Origin of the sequence: Chitinophaga sp. CC14 (assembly GCF_048957795.1) — a bacterium.
In the GTDB taxonomy this organism is placed as follows: Bacteria; Bacteroidota; Bacteroidia; order Chitinophagales; family Chitinophagaceae; genus Chitinophaga; species Chitinophaga ginsengisegetis.
In genome coordinates, this window is the sequence record NZ_JARBFY010000008.1 from 1 (window position 1) to 15,059 (window position 15,059).

The following is a 15,059-nucleotide window of genomic DNA, read 5'->3' on the forward strand; positions in this document are numbered from 1 at the left end:
ACTGGTAGATGTAGCCCTGATCGTGGTTAACGTGGTAAACTACTTCATGGGGGTTTAATACGGGGTTTGGTAAGTACAGCCCGGCGTGTAATGCGCCGGGCTTCTTCTGTTTATTCATTCACTTCAAATACTACTTTATATGAAAACTTTAAACGCAATCAAAGCAAACTTAATGATCGTTCCTTGTGTGCTGGCTGTAGCTGGATTACTGGTAGATGTAGCCCTGATCGTGGTTAACGTGGTAAACTACTTCATGGGGGTTTAATACGGGGTTTGGTAAGTACGGCCCGGCGTGTAATACGCCGGGCTTTTTACTTTCAGCATTTTAAAAACTTGTCTATCAACGTTTTAAAAAATGAAAAAATGAGTAGTAAAAAGGGGATCGGGGGCCATCAGTCGGCACGCATGTTGTCCGATACATGGCTTACCCCTCCATCAATTATCCACGCATTAGGCCAATTCGATCTGGACCCGTGTACACCAACCATAATGCCGTGGAGTACGGCAGCAAAACGCTACACAGAAGCAGAAAACGGCTTAATTCAACATTGGGAAGGTAGAGTATGGCTAAATCCTCCGTACGGTGATCAGGCGGTACACTGGTTAAATAAACTAGCTGATCACGGCAACGGTATTGCACTAACTTTTGCACGTACAGAAACAGAAATGTTCTTTAGCCAAATATGGGAACGCTGTAATGGCCTGTTATTCCTGAAAGGTAGGCTACATTTCCACCATGCAGATGGGACAAGGGCCAAAGCCAACGCGGGAGCGCCTTCATGCCTTATTGCTTATGGCATGGACAATTCAGAATGTTTAGAATCCTGTTCAATACCCGGCCAATATGTTCCCATGAACTACACCCGATTTATTGTTGTTGGCGTATCCCCTTCATGGTTCAAAGTTGTTTCTATTGCAATACGCCACCACGGCGATGGGGATTTATCAATCCTCTATCAGACAGTAGAAAGAATGGCTCCAGATAAAGTAAATGCTAATCAGCATTGGCGTGAAAAAATACGCCAACAATTATATGTTTACCGAAAAAAGAATGCCTTATGACCAATACAGTAGAGTACAAAGGATATTCAATTAAAATTTCCCAGGAAGATGATGCCGAAAACCCGCTACGTGAGTTTGATATGTTGGGCACTTTCTCCTGCTTCCACCGTAGATATGACCTATCCAGTAAAGAGGCTATCACCGATATTGACGAGCTTAAAAGCTATATCAAAAGCGGGAAAGCCGTATTTCTCCCGTTATACCTGTACGATCATTCCGGCATAACGATCAGTACCAGCCCATTTTCATGCCCGTGGGATAGCGGACAGGTAGGGTTTATCCATGTTGACAAAGCCAAAGTACGGGAGGAATATAGCTGCAAGCGCATTTCAAAAAAGATCCTGCAAAGGGTTTATGAAGTGCTGAAAGGTGAGGTAGCTACGTTTGATGATTACATTACCGGCAATGTATACTCCTACACGATTGAAAATAATGAGGGTGAAGTAATTGACAGTTGTGGGGGATACTTTGGCAACCCGGAAGAATCTAGCCTGCTGGCTGATGCCCGGTCTGCCATTGACTATATTATTTCATCAGTAAAAGCAGCATAGCATGGAAAATGAAAACATCATGGAGAATGCGGAATTACTGCTACTGGATAAGCACGGAATATACATACCCAAAATCTTTGCAGAAGCATATCCGCAGTACCTTAGCACGGATCAGCAACGAGATTTAAACAGCCCGGATAACTGCCATTATTGGGAAACATGGGAAGATGTGTTAAACACCGTGCGTATCACGGTGGGTGGCAAAATTCACTCCCTGCATCATGACGGGGATTTATGGGCAATCCCTGTAGCTGAATTGGACAATTTAGAAAATGTTCAATTGTTGATACAGGACCGGTACGGATCGTACATACCTAAAACCTTTGCAGAACGATACCCACTACAACTGACCCCAACACAACGGAAAGTATTAGACAACCCGTATGATACCCGGTATTGGGAAACATGGGAACGGGTACTGGATACCGTCACTATTGAAATTGATGGCAAACCCCATACCTTACATCAGGACGGGGATTTATGGGCAATACCTGCCAAAATTGATTGAAAACCTTAATTTTACACAGCAAATAGCTTTAATATGAAGTTTCACATGGAAATTAGCGCAAATACTCCAAGCAATATAAACCCGGAAGCGGAAAGAATATTTAGACTGTACTACAAAGGGGATGTTAATGCTTTGACCCCTCAAAGGTTAGAGGTTGACTTTGTACCGGGCAAACCCAATATCGTATATGAGCTTAGTAGCGGTAAAGCCATGTTCCGAGGGGGACAAACTGTATACGCCATAACATCAGTGGTGTATGATCCAGCAACAGATACAGCAAAGAGGTTGCAGGATTATACCGCTGGTGGGTTTGTATCAGCACAAGATGTTAGGGATCTCATTAAAGAAATGTCCGAAGATGAAAGCCTATAAGCATAGGTATTTTCCCAAATCATTACATAAATTACATGCCCGGCCCCAACGTGCCGGGCATTAACACTTTCTGTATATGGATTATAACAACATCCGCGAATTTTGCGGTAATGATCTTACCGGCATTTATCGGGTGGAAAGTCACGGTGACTGGCCCGCCAGTAGCTTTGATATTGAACGAGCGCAGCCCGGCCAAATATTTTATTTCCCCCCTCTGCTTTCCTTTAGTGATTCCCACGGGGGTAGTACGGAACGCTCCAACCTCCGCATATTTGAAGAACGGTTTAAAGACGTTCCCGGCTGGAGAAACAAAAAGTACCCCCAGGATGGCGAAAGTATTATCATTGACATTTTTTGCGATCATCAGGGGATCATAGAAACTTTATGCGCCCTTGCTGATTATCCCATCATTTCCGATGATGACCATAGCAAAATACAGATAGAGCTGGAAAGTGAAGCATGGGACACATGGTTAAGCCGGGAGCTATTAAGACGCATTGAAAAGCATACCGGCAAAGATCTTGAAATATCAGATGATGATACTTTCTTCATGCTATACCGAACAATGGTAAAGAAATCCAATACAGATACCACTTTTGAAAATGGGAATTTTCAAATTGACATTGACCGCTTGCTGTCTGTACTAGAGGATGTTGACTACACCACCTGCTTAACAGAATATTAAATTCTATGATGGCTGAATACTCAATAAACAACGACTACAAGCGCGTTATTCCACGCGATCTGTTTAATGAATCAAAACTTTTAAAGTGCATCGGTAAACTTGCCCTGCTTATTCATGACGGCCACGCCCTTAATGGTATGCAATTCGAGGATACGGGAGCGGCTTTTGAAATAGGTTTAGTATCGGATGGCTCGTTAACCGTTACTAACATCACTTTTACAATCAATTCACAACCGCTATTTTTAAAAACTACATACAATTCAAAAGAAAATTATCCCCTCTTTTGTGTTCACGGCTATGATGAATATCCAGTGTTTGATGACAATGGGAATTACACGGAAGAATTTATGGAGCTTTGCGAAAATATATACAACAACAATTAAACGGTATCTGTTATGCCCATGAACTTAATACTGGATAGAACAGCCCTACCCAAAGTCGGTAATATAATGTTTAAATATCTTTATAACATCTATAGTGAAACGGAGGCGATCTGTACACACCAAAGCAATGGTGAATACATCGCTGCTATCGTTTTTACTGATCTGGCAAAGCTGAACCGTGGCCCGAACACCAAAGCCAGCAAGGTTAAGCACCTCTTTAATAACTACGAACTAGATAATAACCAAGCCGCTATAAATAGTCTTTATGACAAAGAATATGAAATAGCAATCCTGCGGGACATTACGCACCGTAAGATATTGGAGGACTTAAAAGCACTTCCAACTATCGGCCACAACGGGAACGGAAATTTAAAGGTATCAACAGAGGATCTGCGGATTACTTTATCAACCCATACCAAAGCAGATGGTGCCCCGTTTGAAAATCAGGTGTTCGTGTCCAGGCTATTAACTGTAGCCGGGAAACCAGACTGGTATTTAGTGGATACCTACCAAGCAAAGTAAACAGTAACCGCCAAACGGCATACAATATCAATGTTATGGCAACATTAGTAAAATTTATCAAAGAACCGGAAGGCGGCATACTCGCCGTGTTTCCCCAACTTTTCCATCAAAATAAATCTTTTGCTAACCGGCAGTTAACCTGTTACTCACATACTGACCAGCATAGTAGCTGCGATCAAAAATATGCAACGGACTGTGAGCTTGCAACGCATGATGAATATACATCACTGGAGCTGGAACTACGCGGAATAGGTTATGATTTAGAAATTCTCAACAAATAAAGTATATGACATACACGCAATACCCGTGCGACTGCGGACATAAAGAAGTAAGGGAACACATCTACCAAGTGTACAGTGAAGAACTGAACAAACATTTTTCGCTATGCGCTACATGCCATGCCAAAGCTGAAATGTTTGACCAGCATGTAAAAAACAGGTGGCAATTCAAAAATCTTGAAGCAGTAAAAAAGATTATCCCCAATGAAGCTATATAAAGTCGCAGACAATGCAGCGCAGATGTTCTACGATGAATTTGTAACACTGGAAAAGTATTGGCCGGAAGTCCCGGAATACAAAAGGACTTACGATCTACTCACCTATATTGAAGGTAAGGAGTACCCCGGCTTTGAATGTATTGAAGGGGGGGTGTTCTTTAACCAAAATGTAGAAGCCATCTACTTGCACATCGGCAAAAACCCTTTCACACATTCACAAATATTTGCGCTCCGTGAGCAGTATCTAACACAGGTAGGAACCGTGCCGGATTACTACCCTCCAGTTGATGAAGCGGAAACCATCATCAACGGTAAACCCGGATATAATGTGGTGCGTCTGGTAGTCGAGATCAATAAAGATGGGCTGAATGCCTATGTAAAGAAACAATAACGACACATACTTAATAAAATTTTATGGCTAGAAAAACTCCAATGCAAAAACTTCTTGCATCTTATGACCTTTCTAATGAAAATGACTATTATGAAATGGTGTGCATATCACACATCAACGGCCAAAAGAAGCAGGCAGCAGAGCAATTTAAAGCTATGCCTGTCGTGAACCGTAAAGCGTTAGTGAAGGGGATTGTATTTGATAATGAGGGGGTCTTTGACAAAGACCTGCAAATGTTTTTCTTTGACCTCTTATAACTTCTGTCATGCCAGAACTGATTACTGTTACTGCCGTTGCGATTAAAGAAACAGAAGGCCCTTACAAGGGCTTTCAACGTACGGAAATATACCGTGATGGTATACTCATTGGTTGCTTCCTTCCACATGAAGTGCAGCCAAAGAGATCCGCAACAGAAATAGTTGTAAAGGGAGTGCAGTATAGGCTGAAATGGCAAAATCAAAAGCAACATTAGTACATTATAAAATCTATAAAACAAATTTATATGGGCACTGTATATAGTGACAGTGGTGCCACGCACCACAACGTAAACAACATGGTACTGTTTACGAACAACACACGCAATCTGGCTGAAATGCGTAATGATATTTACACTTTTTACTATGAACGAAAGGAACCTGTAAACCGTGGCCGGATTGGAATTTTGTTTGATACCGCATTAGCGCAGTATAAAAAAGAATTTTACAGTTCTGATCTTGAAGGTGAGGATCTTGATGACTATAATGCCTATGTCACTTTCACGGATGAACAGAAACAGGAGTTCATTACCCTGATGGTGGCCAAATACGATAGCTGGAAATTTGATAAAGAACAATTTGAAAAAACGGAAAATGAAAACCATTAATAGAGCCAGCCTGCCGGACCAAATTAAATATAGGGGTAAAGAATATACCCTGAACAGCACTCTATCCGATCTGTACGGTGACAACAAACCTTTCTATAATAAAAATTGCATCGCTGTGCATGTTCTTCCAGCTAAGTTGAAGGACGTTCCCGATCTTCACGGCAAACCATACCAGCCTACAAAATGGATCTTCACCGCTGGAGTGGAGCAATGGGAGAAATACGGGATCACGCAGGAGAACTACGAAAGCCTGATCAGGAAGGCAGCGGAAATGGACATGCAGGATTTAAGTGATGAAGAAATTAACCGTGTATATAAAAACTGCGTGGCTGCTACGGGCATTATCCGCATGATTACTATGATGCGTGACCGTGGGTATTCCTTCTATGATATGCGCCGCAGCATCCATATATCCAACAGCCCTAAGCTACGCCATTGTGACGGACTGCGCAGGTTATTACGTATGTGTGATGCTGAAATAAAAGATGGTGAAGCGGCATATAATACACTTCGGGCATGGGAGCTGGAGTACCAGAATATTCTTGTAGAATATAAACATAACAACATTCGACCTAGCCAGCTTGTTGAGTACCAGCAACACCTGACTGGAAAGATTAACTTTTTATTCAACAATCAGCTCCAGCACTTACAACTTTATACAACCCCTAACGAATACGGCATTGTTCTTCGTGACCTGGGCACCTATTCCAATTTAGGATTGTATACAGACCAGTATAAACATCTTGTGCTGGCACCTGAATTTACTGACACTAAAAACGAGTAAACATATGAACGCTGTGTATATATTCCCGGAAGATATTGGGGTTACTGGTGAATGGTCTGACAAATGGAAAGATCTGTGTGAAAAATTTGGTTATGATCGTGAAAAGCCACCCGTTTCCTTGCTTGTGTCTGAAATTAAAATAACAAACTAAATACCATGAACATTGTACATGCCCAACAGTGCCAGTGTGGTGCAATTTCTGCCACATATGAAAATGATGTGTGTCTAAGTATGCCCGCCGATACTTTCAACACCAAATTCCCCGGCACAGAATTGTTTAAAACAACCATGAGCTGCTGCAACTATTGCACTAGCCATTGGGGAGTTGATCTTTGCGGTTGTGGCTCCGGTCAAAAGGTAGGCTCCTGTAAAAATGAATTTCGTGAATGCAGAAGCGGCATCCCCGCTCAATCCTTTGATCAGGTTTGCCATGAATTTAATTGATCTTAACCCACGGAGTTTTTACGTTGAAACATATTACCATTTTAGCTTCCGGCGTATCTTAAACACTACACTTACGGCTACACTATAGCATTTCTATTTATTATTCCTTAACTTTAAACCGTCTTTCTCTATGAATAGTAACATTCATTTGGAGCTGTTGAAACCGTTCAACCGCTGCAAAAATATTGGCATTGAACAATATGCAGAATGGGAGCGGGACGAAAACATAAGCATTTACTGCCACACACAAGGCGCGAACAGCTCAATCCGTGGGCTATACTATGATGGAGGGACAGCCGTTGCTGCCATTCAGGTAACGATTCACAACGGCGCAAACTATTTAAGCAATGTATACGTAGATATTACATGGCGGCGCAAAGGCATCGCTACCAAGCTATACAATTGCATTGTTTCATATTTGAGATCTCAACAAAACGACCCGGCTATTATCCCTGTATCTGAACAAACTAATGATGGAAAAATTTGGTTAGCGTCATTGAGTTAACAGAGGATATTCATAACCTTAGTACGTGAGGCGCTGGAGATCAGCGCCTTTTTCTATTCCTCAAAATGTAACGCTATGAATATTTACATTGATATAGAAAACCTTAGTGAAGTTAACCCGGTTCATCGCGTCAAATTTGAATCGCTTTACCACACTTCTTTTGATACCTTCTTTGAACACAAAATATTTAACGCTTTAGATAACGTGGATACCATTATTTCTAAAGCCAGAGAAGCGGATCAAATATGGTTTCACACAGACTTTTTAGAACGGGAAGGATCTCTTAGGCTTTTGATGAAGTTATGCGGTATGGCATTGGCTGAACAGTGGAAACATAAGCTGGCTGTTAATCTATACGACAGGCCAGGTGGTGATCCACCCCTTGTTACAAATATTTTTACAGTCCTTAAAGAGCAGAACATCCTATACCTTACCATCCGCAATCTATCTCCAGCCCAATTTAACGACCTTACCTTACTATAAAGGTATTTCATCACTTCAAATACTACTTAACACCATGAACCCACAGCAAACATTGTTTGCGCAGGACTTGCTGCGAACAATCACCACCCTAATTACAGATCATGAACTAACACCTGCCAATTACAGGATGGATCTAGCTTTAGAGGTATCAAAAGCAATGTATAATCCGTTCTACAATCATGAACAGGATGCACCGGACCCCGGACACTGGAGGCTCGATTTTTTTGTGGACACCTACAGCTATGGAAACCCTACTCCTGTCAGGAAACCCTTTATTTATTCCTATAAGGATAAGCCGCTGGTATTCTACTATAGCGGTGAACATGCGCCAACTGTCGGGGAATTTCTCATACACATGCAGAAGGAAACCAGCAACGCATATAGCTGCATAGCAGATGATGACCGGCCATTGCTTGAAGAAGGCACCGCATACAATTTGGATATATCCCCGGAGCAAGTGTTTGAATTTATGAAGCTCTATGGTTTTTCCCCGGCAGAACCCACAGAAAAATTCTTATCTGTTTATTACTACTGGCAGCGCCGCCTGTATGGCTCCGCTCAATTCATTCTACACTTATCTACCTGCCCTAATCATCACATAACGGAAGATGCCCTGGCTGATTTTCTACAGATGACGGCCATTGTAAACGCATAACCTATTTGCCTTATGGATAAGAACATCCAACGCTGGTATGTCCTGCGGGGTGCGGAATATTCTACCGACTTTAATTTTTTCCTTGCTCACCAGATCGCAGTCGGTCAATGCCAGCATTTCATCAGCTATTTCAGCAGGCTTACCGGCATGAACTTCATACGGGAGGTACGGACAAAGGACAATAGCGATGCCGACCACCGGACCGTCTGTGAAGCAATTCATGCTAACCTGATGGCCGGATACTATGGTGCAGGCATGTTGTCAGAGTAACATTAAAGTGTTATATTGCCTGCTTTCATAGGTATAGGGATAAATATGAAAACCCCCTGCTCTTTCGGGCAGGGGGTTTTTATCTTATGCTTATCTTTAACATCTAAAATAACATTTGTATGTCACTTAAAACAGAATTGGAAGCAGCACAGCAACGCATGGATACCTTTGTAAAAGATATTGAGGCAAAGATCAGGGCACTACCTGACAATCCAAACATCCAGCGGAAAAGCGAAAGCCCGAACACGTTTACTATGTCCTTTTCAGAACTTGCAAAGGGGAAGGCTGGCAATCTTTCCGCTGAACACTACGATTATAAATACCAATACGAGCAGGTGATCAAGTACCTTTTTGATAATACTGCGGATGCTTACGTGATAGCTAAACATCTGGAGCAGGTAATAAACACTGGCAAGATAGTACGCCCTGATCAGGGGACGCTGGTACTACACACAGAGGTCGTTAAATACCTCAATGAATTATATACTGGAGAACCCGGTAATCAATTATCATAACCCATGCTTGACAAAGATACAAGTGCTGCCTATACAAAAATGCTGTATGGGGAGAATGCCATTAGAACCCGCGCCCTTATCTGCTTTCAGGATAACGGAGAACACAACATCTTCCTGGGCACATGCCCCAATATCAAAACTACCAGTGACACGCATGAATTTATGGACTGCGAAATAATCATACGTCCCATTCACCGCATGTCTACCTGTGACTATACCGGCCACGGTATAGAGAGTGCTGCACAGGCAGGCTTCGCCTCACTGATAGAGCGGATCATACCATAGTGATAATTTTTATTTAATATTTTCTGTAACAAAAATCAATTTACAATGAACGACAAACGCCGTAAATCCTTAAAGGATATTCAAAGCCGCATTGAAAGTTTTAAAACAAAGCTGGAAGAAAAGAAAGGGGAGATCGCCGCAGAAGCGGAAGAGATTAAGGGACTGCTGGAAGAAGTAAGGGATGAAGAACAGGAAGCCTTTGACAACATGCCGGAAGGAGTACAGCAAGGGGAGAATGGTCAGAAAATGGAATCTGCAATATCAAGTCTGGATGATGCCATCGGTAATATGGAAAGTATTGAACCGTATTTTGATGATGCCATGTCTGATCTGGATAGCGCAATAGAATCCATTGACAGCGCCAAAGAATAACGCCACCCAATCCTATTCCCATGTTTACCGAAGCTATCCCCCTCGCCCTCTCAAAAGGGGCAGAGATCTATGCCAGTGTAAGCGGTGGTAAGGATGGTCAGGCTATGGTCAAGTCCCTCGTTGACTGGCAGCTCCCCATCACCGGCCTAATCCATGCGGACTTAGGCCGGGTAGAATGGCCGCAGAGTATGGATATGTGCCGGAACCTAAGTGAATGGCATGATATACCACTGCATACCGTAACCCGGTCCGATGGGCTTGACCTCTTAGGACTTTGGCAAAAAAGAATGCTCCAGCTCAAAGGCACCGGCAAGCCTTTCTGGAGCAGCGCAACAAACCGGTATTGTACTTCTGATATGAAGCGCGCTACCATCAATAAGTTCTTTACCAGCCGCTCCAACTTTATCATTTCTGCCGAAGGTATACGCGCCGCCGAAAGTACAAAGCGTGCCAGCAAAATCCCGCTGGAGATCCGGCGGGAAAAGACCAGTTCCTATTACCGGAACATGAATGTTCTCCAGGCTATTGAACACTACCGTCCCGATAAACGCCTTACCCTTACATGGTTTCCCATTTTTAACTATACGACAGAAGAAGTATGGAATACCTATGGTATGACCGGTGCGCTTCTGGTGCAGGCCCGTGCCAGCTACAAAACCACCGGTATTATACCGGAATGGTGGCCGTTCCATCCGGCATATGCAATGGGAAACGATAGGGTGAGCTGCATGATCTGTATACTTGGATGTATGGGCGATCTTCAAAACGGCGCTCAACACAATCCCTCGTTATTACAGACCATGATCGCTATGGAAGATGAAGGACAGGCCAGCTTCAAACATAACTGGTCATTACGTAATCTATTAACCGCATAAACTCCAGTAATTTTATGGCTATTACTTTTTTATCCCTGCCAAACAACATGCACAATATCATATCATTTGAATCACAGCCGGTAACTGAATATCAGGAGCAAGGCCGGTGGTTTTGTGAAGTCGTTGATGATGAAAAGGATGCTTCTTTCTGGAGTGTTTACTACCGGGTAGATAGCTCCAAAACAAATGACAATCCTGTACACTGCTGCGCTGACTGCACTGACAAAGAAACGGCACTGGAGCTGGAGGGCCTTCTTTCCCGGATGCTGAACCTGATGGCCCCACCAGACCAGATTACTGCACAGGAAAAATTATAACTACTTATTATCTTACAGCTAAATTTTTTTGTATGACACATATTGATATGCCAGAAGAATCACAGATGACGGTGCGCATAGGGGATTTCATGGTTCACATTTCCTCTTTTAATGTAGTCAAGATAAAAGTATCCTCCATAGATACGGACCTACCAAATGAGCCACAGACAGAACTAACACAGATATGCTGCGGCTGGACGAAAGAGCAGCAACCCCACGTCACCATCACTAACGCGGATGGCAGTGAGTTGGTAAAATAATTAGTATATTCCATTCAAATAGCTTTTATCAAATGAACATCCTTTTTTGCGATAACCCTTTTGACGGCAAGACCGTTGACCCTGACTTTCAGGGTGAGTATACTGCTGCCCAAACAGCAGAATTTAACACCCACCTATTCAGTTTTGAAACATTAACCGGTGACAGGGATGCCGCCGCCGCCATCAGGAAAGTAAAGCCTGCGGATATTATGCAGCCAATGATCTACCGTGGATGGATGTTAAAGCCATCACAGTATTCTATGTTATACAATGCACTGCTGGCAAAAAACTTCACGCTGATAAACACACCGGCGCAGTATCAACACTGCCACTATCTTCCAGATAGCTATGTTTCTATTGAAGGGCGTACCCCACGATCATCATGGCTTCCCATATCCGATGGAGGCATTGACTTTAACCAGGTGTTTTCTATCCTCACGTCATTTGGTACATCCCCACTTGTGATAAAGGATTATGTGAAATCGCAAAAACACTATTGGGATACCGCTTGCTTTATCCCATCGGCTGCCGATAAAGCACAGGCAAAATCGGTAATTGAAACCTTTCTTTCATTGCAAGGCAACGACTTAAACGAGGGTCTGGTGATCAGAGAATACGTAGAGCTGAATGATCTGGCGCTGCATTCAGTAAGTGGTATGCCGTTAAAGGAAGAATACCGGTTGTTCTTTTTGAATAACCGGCTGTTTGCCTTCTATAACTATTGGGATGCAGTGGAATATCCTGCTGCTGATATGCCTCCCTTTGATGACTTTATCGCCTGTGCCAAAGAAATACCAAGTAATTTTTTCAGTATGGATATTGCCAAAACAAAAACCGGTGAATGGACTATCATTGAACTAGGGGATGGACAGGTAGCTGGCATCCCTGAAACCGTCCAGCCGGACCTGTTTTATAATGCCTTAGCCTACCGCATACGTGCAGCCGCAAGCTAATTTAGTTCAGCATTTATATTCAAATTAATAGTATGATAAGGAAAGAAGCAATTAAAGATAGAGATAACAACAAGCCAACTTTATATTATCCTGCCGGGGAAGTGACCCCAATACCAGATATAGGTGAATTTCCTAGCTTAATACAAAGGGTATCGGATGATAGTGATGATGCTCAACTCCCGTTCAAACTACCTGATTTTATTGGGTATGATCCTAGCTTACGGCAAAAGGATGATGATGTGTTTGATATTGAAGCTAGGTTTAAGTTGGCCGCTATCACTGCTGATTTTGTCTATTATTTAGATGATGAAGATGGTGATGACACAGCCAATGTCGTGATGTTGACCAGAGAAATGAAACTTGTATCTGATAACTTTCTTGCCGCGAATGATCTTGTGGGATTGGTAGAAAAAAATGAGGGGCTTCTATGGATTTCTGATGTAGTTCAGTATTGGCAGAGAGAACAGTATGTTAAACCCGAACAGATTACCAATGAGGTTAATAAGAAACTGGAGGAAGTAGACCTGGACAAACTAACAGTGGAAGAAAAGAATATTTTTTTCGCCTATATGCAGGGCGGCCCGATAAAATATACAAAGGCAGAATCTCTAATGGCCGTCATGGCGAATGATCTGGAGGAGTTCAGTGATCAATTAGCTGCTATTAAGGAACTGTTACTGGATAATGAGGATTAACGCCATCTATCTACCCCCTGTTTTTATTTCTCTGAAATATGTTTTAACTTGAATCCCTGTAACCTGTACCACCTTTAGATCACGCCAATATTTTTATAGTCATGTAATGTAAAACAGCCGTATGAATTTAGGTACACTTCATAACCCACCATCATTGACTGCGGAGCTGATCGATATGGCATATGGCGGTATAAATAACCCTTACTGGTATGAGCTAAGGGACTTGCTTCTTCAAATTGGTGTAATCGAAATCGAGGCGTTCACATTTGAAACCTATCTATCCATCACAACCGCACGCAATCAAACAGTGAATAAATTTAGCTGGTCTATACCCAACCTGGACATTGTTCAACTGGCGGCTGATCACCTGGGCACCAGGATTGTTGAAATGGGAGCCGGTTCAGGGTATTGGGCCTGGCTATTCAGTCAAATGGGCAGAGAGGTTATAGCCTTTGATAAACGCCCGTGGGACATACGATACCACCCCGTTCACTATGGCACACCTGACATACTTACGAAATACCACGACCATTCTTTGTTCCTATGCTGGCCTCCAGCTTTAGATCCTATGGCTACGGACTGCCTGCATTACTACACTGGAAATAAACTGGCTTTCATTGGGTATGATACCCACCTTACAGGGGACGATGAATTTCATGAGATACTGAAAAACGACTGGACTTTATTGAGCTGTCATATCAATAAAGACTGGCTCAATTTAAAAGATACGCTTTATCTCTATATTAGAAAATGACTTAACTATTGTATAACTATTAAGCATACACGCTGATATTAATTTCATTCTTTACAACAGAATCTATGACTAAGAAAACTTTGATCACAGAAAAGGTTGGGCACACAACAACACTGGTGATGGACAACAACCTGGAAGGTGAACTGTCAGTATCCTGTTCTTTACAACAGGATACTGGTGACGTACAGGAAAGCACTCTAAAAATAAGAAAGGACAGTACCGGTACGATCTTCACTATGAGTGCCAAAGAAGGGAAGGACATTACCCTTACTATTCCACCAGAACTGGAGGGCTTCATTACTGCATTCCTTTCTGCGCCCAATCAACGTATCCCTCTTTAACTTTAATCCCCCCCCCGGCCACCCCACGGCGGGGCGTTTTTATCTTACCCAAATAATTTGTCATGCCCTCAATCACCAGACAAGAGCTTTTGTCCAGGATGCAGGATGAAGGAAACTTTTATACGTTTAAAACCGCTGGCTACCATTGTTACGTTTGTAGATCCTGGAATGGTATCTGGCAGGGGTATGTAGAACTTCCGGCTGATCACCCGCTGTATGCTGCGCAACATGATCAGACGGTATATGTATCTGCCCGGTATCTGGATTGCCCTTACATCTTAAAATCAGGCTGGAGGGTAACCCTTTTGACCCGTGATGTGATCTATAAAAGGGTAAATGCAGGCAACGAGCGTTCATATCCATTAAACTGGTTATTCCCTACCACAAATATGTTGGACTACAGCGGTCCCTATGTAGAGCAGGTGCAGTCACCAGCCCTGGTAACAGCTACAGATGGTCTATTGAATGCACGGACAGAGCTAATCCATACCACTGGCAAAGCCTGGTATCATGGGTATAGCAATCCACAGCAAGGCGCTTTGATCCCCCTTACCTTTTTTACAGAGGGCATAGATAAAACGGAGCTGGAATATACTACCAAGCAGGATATGATCGCTGATGTAACCACTGTCGCAGAGGGAATGCACCAACTGAACGAGTATATTATATATTTAAAATAATATATACGTCAGCTTGCTTTCAATTTCATCTGAAAGATT

The 15,059-nt window shown here is 42.7% G+C and carries 32 protein-coding genes; 31 read left to right on the forward strand and 1 reads right to left on the reverse strand.

Features of this window, described 5'->3' with window-relative positions; translation table 11 throughout:
* Window positions 1-139: 139 nt before the first annotated feature.
* From PV783_RS33990 to PV783_RS34065, 16 genes are all read left to right on the forward strand, one after another.
* The gene (locus PV783_RS33990) at window positions 140-265 is read left to right on the forward strand and encodes a hypothetical protein (protein ID WP_420991160.1); all 126 of its coding nucleotides are present in this window, start codon (window positions 140-142) and stop codon (window positions 263-265) included.
* 68 nt (window positions 266-333) lie between these two features.
* Window positions 334-1,062 (forward strand): DNA N-6-adenine-methyltransferase, encoded by a 729-nt coding sequence (locus PV783_RS33995; RefSeq protein ID WP_420991161.1) that lies wholly within the window; start codon window positions 334-336, stop codon window positions 1,060-1,062.
* Entirely contained in the window at window positions 1,059-1,613 is a 555-nt protein-coding gene (locus PV783_RS34000) for a hypothetical protein (protein WP_420991162.1), read from the forward strand. Before PV783_RS33995 ends, PV783_RS34000 begins: the two co-directional genes overlap by 4 nt.
* A 1-nt stretch (window position 1,614) precedes the next feature.
* Window positions 1,615-2,121 carry a hypothetical protein gene (locus tag PV783_RS34005; RefSeq protein ID WP_420991163.1) on the forward strand — a complete coding sequence of 169 codons (507 nt, stop codon included), beginning with the start codon at window positions 1,615-1,617 and terminating at the stop codon, window positions 2,119-2,121.
* Between the two features lie 33 nt (window positions 2,122-2,154).
* On the forward strand, window positions 2,155-2,493 hold the full coding sequence (locus tag PV783_RS34010) for a hypothetical protein (protein ID WP_420991164.1): 339 nt from the start codon (window positions 2,155-2,157) through the stop codon (window positions 2,491-2,493).
* Between the two features lie 76 nt (window positions 2,494-2,569).
* A complete protein-coding gene (locus PV783_RS34015) occupies window positions 2,570-3,178 on the forward strand; it encodes a hypothetical protein (protein ID WP_420991165.1) in 609 nt (202 codons plus the stop codon).
* Between the two features lie 5 nt (window positions 3,179-3,183).
* Window positions 3,184-3,561, forward strand: coding sequence for a hypothetical protein (locus PV783_RS34020; protein ID WP_420991166.1), 378 nt, complete (start codon window positions 3,184-3,186; stop codon window positions 3,559-3,561).
* A gap of 12 nt (window positions 3,562-3,573) precedes the next feature.
* Window positions 3,574-4,083: a hypothetical protein gene (locus PV783_RS34025; protein WP_420991167.1), complete on the forward strand. Its 510-nt coding sequence runs from the start codon at window positions 3,574-3,576 to the stop codon at window positions 4,081-4,083.
* 35 nt (window positions 4,084-4,118) lie between these two features.
* Window positions 4,119-4,364 (forward strand): hypothetical protein, encoded by a 246-nt coding sequence (locus PV783_RS34030; RefSeq protein ID WP_420991168.1) that lies wholly within the window; start codon window positions 4,119-4,121, stop codon window positions 4,362-4,364.
* A gap of 5 nt (window positions 4,365-4,369) precedes the next feature.
* A complete protein-coding gene (locus tag PV783_RS34035; protein ID WP_420991169.1) occupies window positions 4,370-4,579 on the forward strand; it encodes a hypothetical protein in 210 nt (69 codons plus the stop codon).
* Window positions 4,566-4,970, forward strand: a complete 405-nt coding sequence (locus PV783_RS34040) for a hypothetical protein (RefSeq protein ID WP_420991170.1) — start codon at window positions 4,566-4,568, stop codon at window positions 4,968-4,970. Before PV783_RS34035 ends, PV783_RS34040 begins: the two co-directional genes overlap by 14 nt.
* Window positions 4,971-4,993: 23 nt before the next feature.
* Window positions 4,994-5,227: a hypothetical protein gene (locus PV783_RS34045; protein WP_420991171.1), complete on the forward strand. Its 234-nt coding sequence runs from the start codon at window positions 4,994-4,996 to the stop codon at window positions 5,225-5,227.
* A gap of 8 nt (window positions 5,228-5,235) precedes the next feature.
* Entirely contained in the window at window positions 5,236-5,442 is a 207-nt protein-coding gene (locus PV783_RS34050; RefSeq protein WP_420991172.1) for a hypothetical protein, read from the forward strand.
* A gap of 30 nt (window positions 5,443-5,472) precedes the next feature.
* Window positions 5,473-5,832: a hypothetical protein gene (locus tag PV783_RS34055; protein ID WP_420991173.1), complete on the forward strand. Its 360-nt coding sequence runs from the start codon at window positions 5,473-5,475 to the stop codon at window positions 5,830-5,832.
* Window positions 5,819-6,616 (forward strand): hypothetical protein, encoded by a 798-nt coding sequence (locus PV783_RS34060; protein ID WP_420991174.1) that lies wholly within the window; start codon window positions 5,819-5,821, stop codon window positions 6,614-6,616. Before PV783_RS34055 ends, PV783_RS34060 begins: the two co-directional genes overlap by 14 nt.
* A gap of 4 nt (window positions 6,617-6,620) precedes the next feature.
* Window positions 6,621-6,767 carry a hypothetical protein gene (locus PV783_RS34065; protein WP_420991175.1) on the forward strand — a complete coding sequence of 49 codons (147 nt, stop codon included), beginning with the start codon at window positions 6,621-6,623 and terminating at the stop codon, window positions 6,765-6,767.
* Window positions 6,768-6,841: 74 nt separating this feature from the next.
* Here PV783_RS34065 and PV783_RS34070 read toward each other — a convergent pair whose 3' ends face one another.
* Window positions 6,842-7,048: a hypothetical protein gene (locus PV783_RS34070; RefSeq protein ID WP_420991176.1), complete on the reverse strand. Its 207-nt coding sequence runs from the start codon at window positions 7,046-7,048 to the stop codon at window positions 6,842-6,844.
* Window positions 7,049-7,190: 142 nt separating this feature from the next.
* On the opposite strand from PV783_RS34070, the gene PV783_RS34075 reads away from it, so the two are divergent.
* The 15 genes from PV783_RS34075 to PV783_RS34145 all read left to right on the forward strand — a co-directional run bounded on the left by PV783_RS34075 (window position 7,191) and on the right by PV783_RS34145 (window position 15,020).
* Window positions 7,191-7,565: a GNAT family N-acetyltransferase gene (locus PV783_RS34075; protein WP_420991177.1), complete on the forward strand. Its 375-nt coding sequence runs from the start codon at window positions 7,191-7,193 to the stop codon at window positions 7,563-7,565.
* A gap of 75 nt (window positions 7,566-7,640) precedes the next feature.
* Entirely contained in the window at window positions 7,641-8,048 is a 408-nt protein-coding gene (locus PV783_RS34080; RefSeq protein WP_420991178.1) for a hypothetical protein, read from the forward strand.
* A gap of 34 nt (window positions 8,049-8,082) precedes the next feature.
* Window positions 8,083-8,703 (forward strand): hypothetical protein, encoded by a 621-nt coding sequence (locus PV783_RS34085; RefSeq protein ID WP_420991179.1) that lies wholly within the window; start codon window positions 8,083-8,085, stop codon window positions 8,701-8,703.
* Between the two features lie 12 nt (window positions 8,704-8,715).
* The gene (locus PV783_RS34090; RefSeq protein ID WP_420991180.1) at window positions 8,716-8,973 is read left to right on the forward strand and encodes a hypothetical protein; all 258 of its coding nucleotides are present in this window, start codon (window positions 8,716-8,718) and stop codon (window positions 8,971-8,973) included.
* Window positions 8,974-9,092: 119 nt separating this feature from the next.
* Complete coding sequence (locus PV783_RS34095; protein WP_420991181.1) at window positions 9,093-9,488, forward strand: hypothetical protein; 396 nt, start codon at window positions 9,093-9,095, stop codon at window positions 9,486-9,488.
* A gap of 3 nt (window positions 9,489-9,491) precedes the next feature.
* Window positions 9,492-9,773: a hypothetical protein gene (locus tag PV783_RS34100; protein WP_420991182.1), complete on the forward strand. Its 282-nt coding sequence runs from the start codon at window positions 9,492-9,494 to the stop codon at window positions 9,771-9,773.
* Window positions 9,774-9,818: 45 nt separating this feature from the next.
* Window positions 9,819-10,145: a hypothetical protein gene (locus tag PV783_RS34105; protein WP_420991183.1), complete on the forward strand. Its 327-nt coding sequence runs from the start codon at window positions 9,819-9,821 to the stop codon at window positions 10,143-10,145.
* Window positions 10,146-10,165: 20 nt separating this feature from the next.
* Window positions 10,166-11,020: a phosphoadenosine phosphosulfate reductase family protein gene (locus PV783_RS34110; RefSeq protein ID WP_420991184.1), complete on the forward strand. Its 855-nt coding sequence runs from the start codon at window positions 10,166-10,168 to the stop codon at window positions 11,018-11,020.
* A gap of 14 nt (window positions 11,021-11,034) precedes the next feature.
* Window positions 11,035-11,337, forward strand: coding sequence for a hypothetical protein (locus PV783_RS34115; RefSeq protein WP_420991185.1), 303 nt, complete (start codon window positions 11,035-11,037; stop codon window positions 11,335-11,337).
* A gap of 32 nt (window positions 11,338-11,369) precedes the next feature.
* Window positions 11,370-11,597 carry a hypothetical protein gene (locus PV783_RS34120; protein WP_420991186.1) on the forward strand — a complete coding sequence of 76 codons (228 nt, stop codon included), beginning with the start codon at window positions 11,370-11,372 and terminating at the stop codon, window positions 11,595-11,597.
* Window positions 11,598-11,629: 32 nt separating this feature from the next.
* Window positions 11,630-12,550: an ATP-grasp domain-containing protein gene (locus PV783_RS34125; protein ID WP_420991187.1), complete on the forward strand. Its 921-nt coding sequence runs from the start codon at window positions 11,630-11,632 to the stop codon at window positions 12,548-12,550.
* Window positions 12,551-12,582: 32 nt separating this feature from the next.
* Entirely contained in the window at window positions 12,583-13,245 is a 663-nt protein-coding gene (locus tag PV783_RS34130; RefSeq protein WP_420991188.1) for a hypothetical protein, read from the forward strand.
* A gap of 121 nt (window positions 13,246-13,366) precedes the next feature.
* Window positions 13,367-13,999 carry a hypothetical protein gene (locus PV783_RS34135; RefSeq protein ID WP_420991189.1) on the forward strand — a complete coding sequence of 211 codons (633 nt, stop codon included), beginning with the start codon at window positions 13,367-13,369 and terminating at the stop codon, window positions 13,997-13,999.
* A 65-nt stretch (window positions 14,000-14,064) separates the two neighbouring features.
* On the forward strand, window positions 14,065-14,340 hold the full coding sequence (locus tag PV783_RS34140; RefSeq protein ID WP_420991190.1) for a hypothetical protein: 276 nt from the start codon (window positions 14,065-14,067) through the stop codon (window positions 14,338-14,340).
* Window positions 14,341-14,402: 62 nt separating this feature from the next.
* Entirely contained in the window at window positions 14,403-15,020 is a 618-nt protein-coding gene (locus PV783_RS34145) for a hypothetical protein (protein ID WP_420991191.1), read from the forward strand.
* Window positions 15,021-15,059: the final 39 nt, after the last annotated feature.